Consider the following 13,159-nt stretch of genomic DNA (forward strand, 5'->3'; position numbering starts at 1 on the left):
ATCGGCTCTCCGGTCGGTGGTGCTGGGTCCATCGTGGCCCCCGCCGCCGTCGACGGGCGACGGGACCGCCCGTGGCGTTCACCACGGACGGCCACGGACGGTCCCTGCCGGCACGGGAGAGGCCGCGCTCAGGTGCGCGCCGGCTCCAGACCGGCCGGGTCCGACTCGTCGGCCGGGTCCCCGCCGCCGTCCAGGCCCCGGCCGCCGGGCTCGGACCGCCGGGTGAGCGCCTCGCCCTCCACGTCGACGCGGGGCAGGATCCGGTCCAGCCACTTCGGCAGCCACCAGGCCTTGGCACCGAGCAGGGCGAGTACGGCGGGCACGATCGCCATCCGGACGACGAAGGCGTCGAAGAGAACGGCCCCGGCCAGCCCGAATCCGATCATCTTGATCATGGAGTCCTTCTCCCCGATGAACCCCGCGAAGACCGCGATCATGATCAGCGCGGCGGCCACGACCACCCGGGCGCTGTGCCGGAAGCCGGACGTGACCGCCTGGGCGGGCCGCTCGCCGTGGACGTAGGCCTCGCGCATCCGGGAGACGAGGAAGACCTCGTAGTCCATGGCCAGGCCGAACACGATGCCCACCAGGAAGATCGGCATCAGGCTCATGATCGGGCCGGTCTGCTCCACGCCGAGGAGGCCGGCGCCGTGGCCCTGCTGGAAGACCACGACGACCGCCCCGAGGGAGGCCAGCACCGACAGCAGGAAGCCGAAGGCCGCCTTCAGCGGGACGAGCAGGGACCGGAACACCACCATCAGCAGCAGGATCGCCAGACCGACCACGACGATCAGGTACGGGACCAGCGCGGCCTGGACCTTGTCGGAGATGTCGATGTTCAGCGCGGTGCTGCCGGTGACCTCGAAGGTCGCGCCGGTCTCGGTCTCCACGCCGGGACGCTCGCCCCGGATGGTATTCACCAGGTCCTTGGTCCGCTCGTCGGTCGGCGCGGTGGACGGCACGACCGAGAAGACGGCGGTGTCGCCGGCCTCGTTGAAGCGGGCCGGGGAGACGGACACGACGCCTTCGGTGGCGCCGATCCGGTCGGCGACGGTCTGCGTGGCCGCCTTCGGGTCGGCGTCGCCCTTCCCGTCGACGACGACGGTCAGAGGCCCGTTGAAGCCCGGTCCGAAGCCGTCGGCGAGCGCGTCGTAGGCCCGGCGCTGGGTGGTGGAGGTGGCCTTCGCCTCGTCGCCCGGCATGCCCAGTTGCAGATCCGCCACCGGCAGCGCGAGGGCGCCCAGGCCCACCACGCCGAGCAGCAGCACGGGCAGCGGGCGGCGCAGCACGAACCGGGCCCAGCGGGTGCCGCCGTTGTCCGCGGTGCCGTCGTCGATACGGCCGCTCCTGCGGGCCTTGCGCGCCAGCACGGCGTTCGGCCAGAAGCCGAGGAACGCCGGCACCAGCGTCAACGCGATCAGTACGGCGACGACGACCGCGCCGGCCGCGGCGAGGCCCATCTTGGTGAGCATCGGGATGCCGACGACGGCGAGTCCGGCCAGGGCGATGACGACGGTGAGGCCCGCGAAGACGACGGCGGACCCGGCCGTGCCGACCGCGAGACCGGTCGCCTCCTCCGGCGTACGGCCGCGCGCACGTTCCTCGCGGTAGCGGGAGACGACGAACAGGGCGTAGTCGATGCCGACCGCCAGGCCGAGCATCATCGCCAGGGTGCCGGTCGTCGTGGACAGGCCGAGGGCGTCGGAGAGCGCCATGATCGTGGCCATGCTGACGCCGACGCCGATGAGCGCGGTCAGCAGGGGCAGCCCGGCCGCGGCCAGCGAACCGAAGGTGACGAGCAGGACGACCGCGGCGATCGAGACGCCGATGATCTCGGCGACTCCGCCCGGCCCGCCGGCCTCCTCGAGCGCGTCCCCGCCGGCCTCGACGGTCAGCCCGGCGGCGCGGGCGTCGTGGAGGGCCCGGTCCAGGCGGGCCGTGCTGTCGTCGGTCAGTTCGTTCGCGGTGACCTTGTAGGTGACGGTCGCGTACGCCGTCGTACCGTCCTCGCTCACCGCCTGTGCCGTGAACGGGTCGGCGGCGCTCGCGACCTGGGGTCCGTCGGCCAGTTCGGCCACGGCGTCCTCGACGGCCCGCCTGTTCTCGGCCGCGGTCACCTTCTGGCCGCCCGGCGCGACGAACACGACCCGCGCGGTGGCGCCGTCGGCCGAGGCCCCGGGGAAGCGCTGCTCCATCAGGTCGAACGCCTTCTGGGACTCGATGCCCGGCATCGAGAACTGCTCGTCGGAGGCGCCGGGGGCCTTGACGGCGCCCAGCCCGACGGCGGCGAGGACCGCCGCCCAGACCAGGGCGACGTACCAGCGCCGCCGGAAGGCCAGGCGGCCCACGCGATAGAGGAAAGTTGCCACGACAGGAGGTCTCCGCATCTGATGCCGACTGTCGGCCCAGACTCGCCGCCCGGCCTCCTGCCTGTCGTCGTGCGCCTGCCGACAATCCCGCCTACGGAGAACGCAGTACGTAAGGGGTGCGGACTCCACCGGTGGGACTACGGGACGGCCCGCAGATCGGACGCATGTCCACCGTCGATGTGTCCTTCGTCGCAGTGGGAGGCGATTCGGGCATTCGCCGGGGACGTTCCCGGAGGCGACCGAGGCAGCCGTCGCAGGAGGTCACGGGGTTGTGGTCAACGCTGCCCGCAGGAATGCGGGAGTGCCTGTGGAGCAATATCTGTGGTCGCCAGGTGAGAAATTGCCGCAGCACCCGGTGAATATTCCCGCACGCGGCTCACCAGGCGAAATAGTCGAGCGCACTCGGCCGAACGCACCGTGCTACTGTCGTCATCAGTTGCAGTTGTGGTTGCCAGAAGGTTTTTCCGTCGGGGTGATCATCACGGCGACCGGAGGCACACAGGGTGACTCCGAACCGTCCCTCGAAGGAGAATAAAATGGCCAGTGGCACCGTGAAGTGGTTCAACGCCGAAAAGGGTTTCGGCTTCATTGAGCAGGACGGCGGCGGTCCCGACGTCTTCGCTCACTACTCGAACATCGCGACCCAGGGCTTCCGTGAGCTCCAGGAAGGCCAGAAGGTGTCGTTCGACATCGCTCAGGGCCAGAAGGGCCCGACGGCGGAGAACATCGTTCCCGCCTGACCCTGCCTGACGCGTAACGTCGCAGCCGGGGCCCGCACCGTGGGGTGCGGGCCCCGGCTCGCCGCTTTTCCGGGCGCCGCGCGGGATGACCTGATTTCCCGCAGGACGGTGTCATGTTTCCCGTCCACCTGTTTCGGCCCCACCCACTCCGGCTCGTTCTCGCAATTCTCCGCGCCTTTCATGTGCTCCGGGAATTCCTTGATACGCGCCCGCATCAAGGAAGGTTCCCTGCATGAATCGTGCACGTTCCAGCGCCCGCTCCTACGGCCGCTCCGGAGGCGGCGCCCCGCAGCGCTCCTCCGCCGGCCGCTCCTCCGCGCCCCGTCGTTCGCAGGGCGGCTCCGGCCGCCGGCCGATGGCGCAGCAGGGCGAGTTCGCGCTGCCGGAGACGATCACGCCGCCGCTGCCCGCCGTCGAGTCGTTCGGCGACCTGGGCCTGCCCGCGCCGCTGTCGGCCGCGCTGGCCAGCGAGGGCATGACCGTCCCGTTCCCCATCCAGGGCGCGACGCTGCCGAACTCCCTGGCCGGCCGTGACGTCCTGGGCCGTGGCCGCACCGGCTCCGGCAAGACCCTCGCGTTCGGCCTCGCGGTCCTGGCCCGTACGGCGGGCCTGCGCGCCGAGCCGCGTCAGCCGCTCGCGCTCGTCCTCGTACCGACCCGCGAGCTGGCCCAGCAGGTCACCGACGCGCTGACGCCGTACGCCCGCTCCGTGCGGCTGCGTCTGGCCACCGTCGTCGGCGGTATGTCGATCGGCCGCCAGGCGAGCGCCCTGCGGGGCGGCGCCGAGGTCGTCGTCGCCACGCCGGGACGCCTGAAGGACCTCATCGACCGGGGCGACTGCCGCCTCGACGACGTCGCCATCACCGTCCTCGACGAGGCCGACCAGATGGCCGACATGGGCTTCATGCCGCAGGTCACCGCGCTGCTCGACCAGGTGAAGCCCGACGGGCAGCGGATGCTGTTCTCGGCCACCCTGGACCGCAACGTCGACCGGCTGGTCCGCCGCTACCTCTCCGACCCGGTCGTCCACTCCGTCGACCCGTCGGCCGGCGCGGTCACCACGATGGAGCACCACGTCCTGCACGTCCACGACACGGACAAGCAGCGCACGACCACCGAGATCGCGGCGCGCGAAGGCCGCGTGATCATGTTCCTGGACACCAAGCACGCGGTGGACCGGCTGACCAAGCACCTGCTGAACAACGGCGTGCGCGCCGCGGCTCTGCACGGTGGCAAGTCCCAGCCGCAGCGCACCCGGACGCTGGACCAGTTCAAGACGGGCCACGTGACCGTGCTCGTCGCGACGAACGTGGCCGCGCGCGGCATCCACGTCGACAGCCTCGACCTGGTCGTCAACGTGGATCCGCCGACTGACCCCAAGGACTACCTGCACCGCGGCGGCCGTACGGCCCGTGCGGGCGAGTCCGGCAGTGTCGTCACCCTCGTCACCCCGGACCAGCGCCGCGCCATGAGCCGTCTGACGGCCATGGCCGGTGTCACCGCGCAGGTGACCTCGGTCCGCTCGGGCGAGGAGGAGCTGACCCGTATCACCGGTGCTCAGGCCCCGTCCGGAATTCCCGTCGTGATCACCGCGCCGGTCGTCGAGCGCCCGCGGCGCTCCGCGTCCTCGGGTGGCTCGTCCTCCCGTGGCCGCCGCGGTCGCGGTGGCGGCGGTGGCGGTGGCGAGCGGGGCGAGCGCGGTGGCGAGCGCGGCCGGTCCACCGGCGACGCGTCGTCCTCGCGTGGCCGTACCCAGCGTCGGTCCGCTTTCGGTTCGGCGGCCTAGCAAAAACCGGAAACACCACGCCCCAGGGCGTGTGCGGGCAGGGCCGGGAAACCGCCCCCCACCTGCGAAGAAGGGCTCCGTCGGCAACTGTCGGCGGGGCCCTTCCGTATGCCCTGCGAGGGGTGTTCGGGGGCGGGAGTCCGGCGGGCTGGGTACCCGTAACGGCGGACCGGTACGGCGGCACTACCGGTGGACGGTGTTGAATCTCCTCAGGGGCCCAGGTGCCGGACGGCGGCAGGGTCCCTTCTACGCGGCGATCAACGAGGTGACATGACAGCAGACAACCCGCTCAGCGGTCGTCTGGACGACGACGACTACCCGGCGTACTCGATGGGCCGGGCGGCCGAGATGCTCGGCACCACCCCCGGCTTCCTCCGGGCCATCGGGGAGGCACGCCTGATCAGCCCGCTCCGGTCGGAGGGCGGCCACCGCCGGTACTCGCGCTACCAGCTGAGGATCGCCGCCCGCGCCCGCGAGCTGGTCGACAAGGGCACCCCGATCGAGGCGGCGTGCCGCATCGTCATCCTGGAGGACCAGCTCGAGGAGGCCCGGCGGATCAACGCCGAGTACCGCCGTGCGGCGAGCGACGAGCCGACTCCGCCTTCGTATTCGAGTGCTCATTCGAGTTCCGGTTCGGGTCGGGGTTCCGGCTGAGCGGCGCGAGCACCGCGGAGACCACCTCGCCGGAGGAGGCCATGACGTCGGCGACGAAGCGCCGGCGTCCTGGGCCGAGCCGGCGCAGTCCCGGGCCGTGGTCGGCGGCGACGACCAGCGACGCCGCGAGCAGGAGCAGACGCCACGACGCCATCACGGGGCGCCTGACCGGGCGGGGCAGCTCCGCGAGGGAGGCGTGCAGGCGCTCGCAGTGGAAGGGGACGTGGCGCTGTTCGTCGGCGAGGATCCGGCCGGCGACGTCCGAGGTCAGCGGGTCGTCGGTGCCGTCGCGCAGGGCGCGGTAGTACCGCAGTGCCACGACCTCCGCGATCATCAGCACGAGCAGCTCCAGGCGCAGCCCCATGAGCCGCCGCAGCCGTACGAAGACGGTGTCGGACCAGTGGCCGGTCAGGGTCGGCACGCCGCCCGCGGCCAGCAGGCGGGCGAGGAGGCGGGCGTGGTTCTGCTCCTCGGCGACGAACAGGCGGACCGCGTGCGCGTAGCCGGGGTCTCCGGCCCGGTCGGCCTTGGCGACGAGGCTGGCGCCGTCGCCGTCCTCGCCGACCTGGAAGCGCTGGATGCCGGACCACACCGCCGGGTGCAGGGTCGCGCCGCGCTCCCAGTCCGGGTCGCCCTGGGCGTTCCGGCGCTCGCGCTCGTCCTCGAACCGCCGTGTCCACCGCGCGAAACCGTGGCGGTCGGGCCCGGTCACCAGCGTTCCGCCGGCTGGACGACCTCCGGGCCGCCGCGGTGCGGGGTGGCGACGTAGCCGTCGGGCGGGGTGGGCAGGGCGTCGACGCAACTCCGCGAGCAGGCGTTGACAAGGAGGGGGAGGACGTCGGTGGCGACGCGCAGGGAGATCCACACCTGGTGGAGCCGGGGCAGGTCCACCGGCCCGGCGCAGACGCTGCACGCGGTGATGGCCTGGGCGCCCCAGGCGCCCGGGTGGAGGTCGCCCGGACGGCCCTCCGGCGGCGGCGCGAGCCGGGGGAACGGCGGCCGGTGCTTGAAGTTGCCGTACAGCGCGCGGGTGCTGACCGTGCTGCGGGTCAGGGCCGGGCAGCGGGTCACCTCGTACGGGACCCAGTGCAGTCGGTACGAGGTGTACGGGTCGAACTCCTCCAGGCTCTCCATGGCGCCGATCTCCGGCGGGAGCCGGACGAGGTTGCTGCCGTAGAGCACCAGGTGCCGGACCGCCCGGAGTCGGGCGATGGACGGGGGGAGGGTGACGATCTGCCGGCGTTCCTCCGGGGGGAGTTCGGTCAGCGGCGAGAAGACCTCGCGGCCGTCGGCGGCGGCCTCGTCGACGAGTTCGAGGAGGTGCAGCCAGCCGGGCGCGGAGGTGTCCTGGCGGTCCGCGTGGAAGCGGACGTCGGCGGGCGGGTCGCCGGGGCGCTGTCCGAGGCACGCGCAGGTGTCGCGCGGCGGCACGGGGGTGTCGCCGCGGCCGCCCGCGGCAGCCCACCGGTTCGAGAAGAGTCGCGGTTCCCCACCCTGTTCCATGGGGTCAACCTAACGGCAGCGCTCGTACAGATGTGCTGATTTCGCGGGCGGCCGGGTGGTGGTCAGCGGTGTCGGCCGGTGCCGATGAGGGTCGGGAGCGGGTTCACCAGGTCGCCGGACGAGGGCTGGCGCTGGGCGGTGGGGCCGGTCGGCCAGACCGCGGGGCAGTGGGCGCCCTTGCGGGGGGTCTTGAGCGTCAGGAGGTAGGTGTCGATCGCGTCTCGGGCGCAGGGGCTCAGCCAGTAGTCCCCGTGGCCGACACCGTCGTAGGTGAGGAACGCGGCCTCGCGGCCGATCTGGCGGGCGGCGTTGGAGCCCCACGAGTGCGGGGTGGCCACGTCGTAGCGGCTGTTCGTGACGAGGATCGGCGGGGTGCCGTCGACGTCGAGCCGGTGCGGCGGGTTGGTGACCTTCGTCGGCCAGTTCTGGCAGCCGGTCAGGTCGGTCCAGGCGAGGGAGCTGAGACGGGTGACGGGAGCGAGACGGGCGAGGGTGCGCTCGTAGCGGTCGAGGGTGGCGTACGAGGGCACGTCGAAGTCGTAGTCCTGGCACATCACCGGCAGGTACGCGAACTCGGTCGGCTCGCCGTGCTCGCGCAGTGAACGGGCCGCCGCGGGCTCGGAGGCGTCCAGGGCGGCCAGGTCCTCCGCGAAGACGAACCAGCCGGCCGGGTCGTACAGGTTGCCGAAGGCCAGGCCCTGGACGTCCTGCGGGGTGACCGTGTACGGCGGGTCGCCCGGCAGGACCAGTTCGCCGGCCGCGGCGCGGTCCAGCAGTGAGCCGAACAGGGCGCGGGCGTCCCGGCCGTGCAGCGCGCAGGACGGCGTACGGGCGCACCAGTCGGCGAACTGGCCGTACGACTCCTCCATCGCGACCGTCTCGGTCTTCTGGTAGGTCCAGCGGTCCAGGCTGTGGTCCATGTTGGAGTCGAGGGTCATGGCGCGGACGCGGTGCGGGTAGCGCTCGGCGTACTGCTGGCCGATGCCGGTGCCGTAGGAGACGCCGTAGTAGCTGATCCGGCGCTCGCCGAGGGCGGCGCGGATGGCGTCCATGTCGCGGACGACGCTCGTGGTGTCCATGTGGTCGACGAGCGGGCCGGTCAGCTCGCGGCAGTTCTCGCCGAGGGCGCGGTTGGCGGCCCGCAGGGCGGCGAAGGAGGCGGCGCTGTCGGGGTGGAGGAGGGCGCCCTGGTCGGCCACCCGGTCGCTGTCGCACGTCACCGGGTTGCTGAGGCCGACACCGCGCGGGTCGAAGCCGACGATGTCGAACCGTTCCAGCAGCTCCGGCGAGAAGGCGTCGGGGGCGCTGAAGGCGAAGCCGACGCCGGAGCCTCCAGGACCGCCCGGATTGATCAGCAGCGAGCCGATCCGGCGGGCGGGGTCGGTGGCGCGGTGGCGGGCGAGGGCCAGGTCGAGGGTGGCGCCGCGGGGGCGCTGCCAGTCCACCGGGACCTGGACCGTCGCGCACTCGAAGGTGCCCTCGCCGGACGGGGACGCACAGGGTTCCCAGACCGTACGTCCAGGGGGCGGGGCCGGGGCCTGTGGTGCGGCGGTCGCCGTTCCGGCGAGTAACTGGCCGAACAGGGCGGCGGCGGCGAGCGCGGTGACGGCCAGTCTCGCGAATGGGGGGTGCAGCGGCACGGACGGTCCCTCCGGGATCAGGGTGCACAGACGGATCACAGCTTGGTTCGAACTCGGTTGTGTGACAAGGAAAATGATGATGAATCAGATATTTGGCCGATCAGCCCGGACCATGGCCGGTGAGCGCCGTCCCCGCGGACGGCGGACAATGGGCGCATGAGCATCGTCAAGATCAATGTGCTGACCGTTCCCGAGGAACAGCGCGAGACGCTGGAGAAGCGGTTCGCCGCGCGGGCTGGTGCCGTCGAGAACTCGGACGGGTTCGAGTGGTTCGAGCTGCTGCGCCCGGTGGAGGGCACCGACACGTACCTCGTCTACACGCGCTGGCGCAGCGAGGAGGACTTCCAGAACTGGATGTCCGGGCAGGGGCAGGCGGCCCACCGCGGCGGGGGCGGCGGCGGTACCGAGGGCGCCGAACGGCCGAAACCGGCCGCTTCGGGCGCCACGCTGTGGTCCTTCGATGTGGTCCAACAGGCCGCGCCCAGGCAGAGCGGACCCACCACCGAGTAGGCTCCTCACTCATGGCGCACGCTGATGACCTGCTCGTCGACATCGCCGCAAGGGTCGAGTCGGAGCACAACAGTCGGATGTCCCTCACCGTGGTGATCCCCGGAGCCGTGATCACAGGCCGGCTGGCACCGGAGACGCTGTGGAAGCAGCGGGTGGCGGAGGTCCTCGAAGCCTCCGATCAACTCGCGGCGTTCTCCACCGTGTTCACCCGGCCGGACGGCACCGGCAAGCCCCCCGAGCCGCGGGCGGGCGGACCCACCCACCTGCACTTCCACGTCGCACGGATCCTTCAGGGCAACTTCGGCATCCCCGACACCGGCGGCATGTACCGGGTCGCCCTGGAGGACGTGAGCGCGTGGACGATCGGGGACATCGGGTATTCGGATCAGTGAGGGTGCGGTGACACGCCTTCCGGCAGCCGTGTCCTAGTTCTCCGGGCCGTCCTCCCGGATCGCCGCCACCGCCTCCCGTACGTCCTCGTCCGGATCGTCCGCGAGGGTGTCCAGGAGGTCGGCGACCCCCGGCGTACGCCAGCCCGCGACCGCCCACACCAGCGCCTCCCGCACGGAGGGGTCGGGGTGGGCGGCCAGCGGGGTCAGCCGGGGCAGCGGGCCGCGGCGGCGCATGCCGAACCAGTGCAGGGTCTCGCGCAGGGCGGCCGGGTCGCCGGGGTCACCGGCCTGCGTGATCCTGGCGAGCAGGGTCCGCACCGGGGGCGGCGGCCCGTCCAGGGGGTGCGGCAGCCGCTCGCGCAGGCGCCGGGCGCCGTATCCGCCGCGTACCCGGCAGCCGTGGCAGGTGCAGGGGCGGGTGCCGTGCGCGTCGGGGACGTACCGCCAGCCCGCCACCTGGGGTGCGCTGCGGATCCGGTGCACCTCGCGGGGGCGGATCGCGCGCGGCACGAAGACCTCCCAGCCGCGCGGGTCGTCGAGCGCCGCGATCCGCCGTACGGCCTCCGCGGCGCCGACGCTCTCCTGCCTGCCCCGCCGCCGGTCCGGATACCGCCCGACCAGGACCTCCTGGGTGTCGTCCAGCCGGACGTGCACGGCCACCAGCCCGCCCCGGCTGCCGAAACGAGCCAGCTCCCGCAGCCACTGGTGGGTGAGCGTGTGCGACGCGAGCACCGGGAAGCAGAACACTCCTCGGGCGCCGCCCTGCCCCTCGCTCGCCGCACGGATGCCGGAGCGACGGATGCGGGGGGCGTGGGCCGCGGAGGTCAGGTGTACGAACATGGCCATGGGTGGGGATCGTAGGCCTGTGGGCCTTCACCGGGCGCGCCGGCGTTCCCGGCGAACGGCGAAGGCCCACCGGTCCGCTGTGCCGTACGTCGCGGCGGAGCCGTCGGTCCTCTCGCGGCGGTGGAGGTAGCCGGTGTCCCCGGCGGCGTAGCGGTGTCCTGGACGGGGACGTACCTGGCCGGGGCGGGCAGCGTGAGGGCGGTCGGGTCGGCCGCGTCGGCCGTGCCCTCGGCGCGGGCGGCCGTGGGGACGGCGAGGACGGGGACGGTGGCGAGGGCCAGGAAGAGGGCGAGACGGCGGGCGGAGGAACGGCGGCAATATGGATCGTTCGTTCGTTGGTCCGAATCTGGTGCGCATGTCGAGCAAAGCGCGGGGGATGACGGAGACGTGACAGGTGACGTACGGTGCGCGATCACGACCTCACGCCCCGGTTACATTTCCCTCAACCCCTGGTAGCCGGGCGGTGTGCGAGCGACCATGGCCCCATGACTCTGGCCGAGCGTGCCATGAAGCGACTGGAAGTCTGGCCCGACCTCAGTACGGGACAGGCCAGTTGTGGCGCAGGACGGGCGTTGCGCTCCGCCCACAGCGAGATCCTCCACTTCCACTCCGACCGGGACGTGGACCTGCACCTGACGGCCCCGGCCATCCGCCGGATCCACTCCGACCTGATGGATTCGACGGCGGTGCGGGTGGTGCCCGGCTCGCGCTGGGTCACCGTCCACCTCGACTGCGACACGGACGTCGACCTGCTGATGAGCCTGGTCAGTGTCGCCCTCAAGGCCCACCTGTCCCAGGGCCCGGTCAGCACCGCCGCGCCGTCCCCCTACACGTGCAACCTGCACCGGGTCACGCTGGTGCCGCGGGACGATCCGTACGACCGCTGATGCGGGGGCGGGGGGGCGCGGGAGACGCGGTGACCTTGTCGACGGTGGGTCAACTTGCCGCCCCATGAAGGGAATCGGGGTGGGGGAACTGGCAGTCATGCTGGTGCCCGACTGCTTCACGAAGCCGGTCGGCGGCACGACCGCGTACTTCGGCGTCGAGACGCCGGACCCGGGCTCGGTCGTCAGCCGGCCTCCGTCAGTCCCGTCGCCCGGCCCTCCTCGTCCCAGTGGACCTCCAGAACGCGCGTGACCGCGCTGCGGTCGAGGGGGCCGAAGACGTGCGGGAACAGGGCGGAGTCGGGGACACCGGGGGGTGGGGCGGGGGCCGGCGCCTCCCATGCGCAGCGGGCGGTCAGGCGGTTCTCGTCGAGGAGCACCGCCAGGAGGGGTCTCGGGGCCGTGCGGTAGAAGGCGTCGGCGACGGCCAACGTCGTCTCCTCGTCGGGCGAACAGTGCACGAAGCCGTCCTCGCCGAGGGAGGCGGGCGCGTAGGGGCGGTCGGGACGGGCGTCCCACTCTGCCTTGGGGACGAGGTGGTAGATCACTGTTCGGTTATACCCGGCGGCCGGTCGGGTGGCCCGCCCGGTCATGCGGCCGTCATGAAGTAGACGTACGGCAGCAGGGCCGCGGGGAGGGTCAGAAGGCGGTAGCTGAGCGGGTGGCCGGCTCTCAGGGGCTTCACCACGTCGAACAGCACGACCAGGCTCACCACGACCAGGGCCGACGTGATCAGGCCGAACAGTGCGAAGCCGCTGCTCTCGATCTGGTCGTACGTGCACTGGTCCAGGTCGGGGCGGCCCAGGTCCTCGTACTCGCAGTGACCGTACTCGGCGTACCAGCGGGCGCACGCGACGAGGGCCGCCGTCGTCACCTGAGGCACCACCCCGAACGCGGTCAGGTGGCGGCCAGGAGGATGGCCGTGTAATGCGCGGTGAAGGCGGCGATGGTCAGGGCGTGGAAGACCTCGTGGAAGCCGAACCAGGCCGGTGACGGGTCGGGGCGCTTGAGTCCGTAGACGACGGCGCCCGCGGTGTAGAGCAGACCGCCCGCGATGACGAGTGCGGCGACCGCGGTTCCGCCGCTGCGCGCGAAGTCGGGCAGGTAGAAGACGGCCACCCAGCCGAGTGCGATGTAGCTCGGGGTGTACAGCCAGCGGGGAGCCCCGATCCACAGGACGCGGAAGGCGATGCCGACCAGGGCGCCCGCCCATACCAGGGCCAACAGCACCAGTTGTCGGTCCGCGGGCAGCAGCAGCACCGCCAGCGGGGTGTAGGTGCCGGCGATGATCAGGAAGATGTTCGCGTGGTCCAGCCGCCGCAGGACCGCCTCCCCGCGCGGACCCCACGTTCCGCGGTGGTAGACCGCGCTGGTGCCGAACAGGAGACAGGCCGACACGGCGTACACCGCGCAGGCCACCACTGCCGCGGTCGAGCGTGAGACGGCGACCAGGACGATGCCCCCGACCAGCGCGAGGGGGAACACACCGGCGTGGAGCCAGCCGCGCAGCCTCGGCTTCAGCGCAGCCGCCGCGCGCTCCATCCCGGCCTCCAGGCCGGCGGGCGCATCGGCCGCCGGCGGGCGGAGGGGGTCGGTTGTGGTGCCGGGGCGGGACTGGGACTCCCGTCCCTGTGACGGCGGCTGAGGATCTTCGGCGGTCATGCGCTCGTATTCTGGAATCGGTGGGAGAGTGCGGGCCCTGTGCGTCACCGCCCCGATGGCGGGTCAGATGCCGGCCGTGTGCCGGGATGCGGTGCGGCGGTACTCGGCGTTGAGACGCTGGGCTTCTTCGAGCTGGTCCTCGAGGATGATGATGCGGCAGGCGGCCTCGACGG

The 13,159-nt window shown here is 72.3% G+C and carries 14 protein-coding genes and 1 pseudogene; 6 read left to right on the forward strand and 9 right to left on the reverse strand.

Going from position 1 to position 13,159, the window contains the following annotated elements; all coding sequences use genetic code 11:
• Window positions 1-128: 128 nt before the first annotated feature.
• The gene (locus tag ACFWJX_RS24800; protein WP_383247046.1) at window positions 129-2,369 is read right to left on the reverse strand and encodes an MMPL family transporter; all 2,241 of its coding nucleotides are present in this window, start codon (window positions 2,367-2,369) and stop codon (window positions 129-131) included.
• 536 nt (window positions 2,370-2,905) lie between these two features.
• On the opposite strand from ACFWJX_RS24800, the gene ACFWJX_RS24805 reads away from it, so the two are divergent.
• From ACFWJX_RS24805 to ACFWJX_RS24815, 3 genes are all read left to right on the forward strand, one after another.
• Window positions 2,906-3,109: a cold-shock protein gene (locus tag ACFWJX_RS24805; protein ID WP_073493870.1), complete on the forward strand. Its 204-nt coding sequence runs from the start codon at window positions 2,906-2,908 to the stop codon at window positions 3,107-3,109.
• A gap of 232 nt (window positions 3,110-3,341) precedes the next feature.
• Window positions 3,342-4,895, forward strand: coding sequence for a DEAD/DEAH box helicase (locus tag ACFWJX_RS24810; protein WP_383247049.1), 1,554 nt, complete (start codon window positions 3,342-3,344; stop codon window positions 4,893-4,895).
• A gap of 270 nt (window positions 4,896-5,165) precedes the next feature.
• Window positions 5,166-5,549, forward strand: a complete 384-nt coding sequence (locus ACFWJX_RS24815; RefSeq protein ID WP_383247052.1) for a MerR family transcriptional regulator — start codon at window positions 5,166-5,168, stop codon at window positions 5,547-5,549.
• On the opposite strand, the gene ACFWJX_RS24820 is transcribed toward ACFWJX_RS24815, so the two are convergent.
• From ACFWJX_RS24820 to ACFWJX_RS24830, 3 genes are all read right to left on the reverse strand, one after another.
• Window positions 5,452-6,261, reverse strand: a complete 810-nt coding sequence (locus tag ACFWJX_RS24820; RefSeq protein WP_383247055.1) for a ferritin-like domain-containing protein — start codon at window positions 6,259-6,261, stop codon at window positions 5,452-5,454. The two genes, ACFWJX_RS24815 and ACFWJX_RS24820, sit on opposite strands and share 98 nt — an antisense overlap.
• A complete protein-coding gene (locus ACFWJX_RS24825; protein WP_383247058.1) occupies window positions 6,258-7,052 on the reverse strand; it encodes a leucine-rich repeat domain-containing protein in 795 nt (264 codons plus the stop codon). The genes ACFWJX_RS24820 and ACFWJX_RS24825 overlap by 4 nt, the downstream gene beginning before the upstream one ends.
• 62 nt (window positions 7,053-7,114) lie before the next feature.
• Window positions 7,115-8,692, reverse strand: a complete 1,578-nt coding sequence (locus ACFWJX_RS24830; RefSeq protein WP_383247060.1) for an alpha/beta hydrolase — start codon at window positions 8,690-8,692, stop codon at window positions 7,115-7,117.
• Between the two features lie 156 nt (window positions 8,693-8,848).
• On the opposite strand from ACFWJX_RS24830, the gene ACFWJX_RS24835 reads away from it, so the two are divergent.
• Both ACFWJX_RS24835 and ACFWJX_RS24840 read left to right on the forward strand, forming a co-directional pair.
• On the forward strand, window positions 8,849-9,202 hold the full coding sequence (locus ACFWJX_RS24835) for an antibiotic biosynthesis monooxygenase family protein (RefSeq protein WP_383247063.1): 354 nt from the start codon (window positions 8,849-8,851) through the stop codon (window positions 9,200-9,202).
• A gap of 11 nt (window positions 9,203-9,213) precedes the next feature.
• Window positions 9,214-9,594, forward strand: a complete 381-nt coding sequence (locus tag ACFWJX_RS24840) for a hypothetical protein (RefSeq protein ID WP_383247066.1) — start codon at window positions 9,214-9,216, stop codon at window positions 9,592-9,594.
• 33 nt (window positions 9,595-9,627) lie between these two features.
• Here the strand turns inward: ACFWJX_RS24840 and ACFWJX_RS24845 are convergent, their stop codons facing one another.
• A complete protein-coding gene (locus ACFWJX_RS24845) occupies window positions 9,628-10,440 on the reverse strand; it encodes a HEAT repeat domain-containing protein (RefSeq protein WP_383247068.1) in 813 nt (270 codons plus the stop codon).
• 485 nt (window positions 10,441-10,925) lie between these two features.
• Between ACFWJX_RS24845 and ACFWJX_RS24850 the strand changes: the two genes are divergently transcribed.
• Window positions 10,926-11,327 carry a luciferase family protein gene (locus ACFWJX_RS24850; RefSeq protein ID WP_383247071.1) on the forward strand — a complete coding sequence of 134 codons (402 nt, stop codon included), beginning with the start codon at window positions 10,926-10,928 and terminating at the stop codon, window positions 11,325-11,327.
• 182 nt (window positions 11,328-11,509) lie between these two features.
• Here ACFWJX_RS24850 and ACFWJX_RS24855 read toward each other — a convergent pair whose 3' ends face one another.
• From ACFWJX_RS24855 to ACFWJX_RS24870, 4 genes and pseudogenes are all read right to left on the reverse strand, one after another.
• Window positions 11,510-11,872, reverse strand: a complete 363-nt coding sequence (locus ACFWJX_RS24855; protein ID WP_383247075.1) for a DUF952 domain-containing protein — start codon at window positions 11,870-11,872, stop codon at window positions 11,510-11,512.
• A gap of 41 nt (window positions 11,873-11,913) precedes the next feature.
• Window positions 11,914-12,198 carry a hypothetical protein gene (locus tag ACFWJX_RS24860; RefSeq protein ID WP_383247078.1) on the reverse strand — a complete coding sequence of 95 codons (285 nt, stop codon included), beginning with the start codon at window positions 12,196-12,198 and terminating at the stop codon, window positions 11,914-11,916.
• A 23-nt stretch (window positions 12,199-12,221) separates the two neighbouring features.
• On the reverse strand, window positions 12,222-12,986 hold the full coding sequence (locus tag ACFWJX_RS24865) for a hemolysin III family protein (protein WP_383247081.1): 765 nt from the start codon (window positions 12,984-12,986) through the stop codon (window positions 12,222-12,224).
• 63 nt (window positions 12,987-13,049) lie between these two features.
• Window positions 13,050-13,159: pseudogene (locus ACFWJX_RS24870) on the reverse strand (MerR family transcriptional regulator); the annotation flags it as partial.

The sequence above is a fragment of the Streptomyces sp. NPDC058335 genome (assembly GCF_042723915.1).
GTDB lineage: Bacteria > Actinomycetota > Actinomycetes > Streptomycetales > Streptomycetaceae > Streptomyces.

Excerpts from the sequence above, each read along its gene's own strand:
- ACFWJX_RS24805 (WP_073493870.1), top strand. The coding sequence starts at position 2,906 with ATGGCCAGTGGCACCGTGAAGTGGTTCAACGCCGAAAAGGGTTTCGGC.
- ACFWJX_RS24810 (WP_383247049.1), top strand. The coding sequence starts at position 3,342 with ATGAATCGTGCACGTTCCAGCGCCCGCTCCTACGGCCGCTCCGGAGGC.
- ACFWJX_RS24815 (WP_383247052.1), top strand. The coding sequence starts at position 5,166 with ATGACAGCAGACAACCCGCTCAGCGGTCGTCTGGACGACGACGACTAC.
- ACFWJX_RS24825 (WP_383247058.1), bottom strand. The coding sequence starts at position 7,052 with ATGGAACAGGGTGGGGAACCGCGACTCTTCTCGAACCGGTGGGCTGCC.
- ACFWJX_RS24835 (WP_383247063.1), top strand. The coding sequence starts at position 8,849 with ATGAGCATCGTCAAGATCAATGTGCTGACCGTTCCCGAGGAACAGCGC.
- ACFWJX_RS24840 (WP_383247066.1), top strand. The coding sequence starts at position 9,214 with ATGGCGCACGCTGATGACCTGCTCGTCGACATCGCCGCAAGGGTCGAG.
- ACFWJX_RS24845 (WP_383247068.1), bottom strand. The coding sequence starts at position 10,440 with ATGGCCATGTTCGTACACCTGACCTCCGCGGCCCACGCCCCCCGCATC.
- ACFWJX_RS24850 (WP_383247071.1), top strand. The coding sequence starts at position 10,926 with ATGACTCTGGCCGAGCGTGCCATGAAGCGACTGGAAGTCTGGCCCGAC.
- ACFWJX_RS24865 (WP_383247081.1), bottom strand. The coding sequence starts at position 12,986 with ATGACCGCCGAAGATCCTCAGCCGCCGTCACAGGGACGGGAGTCCCAG.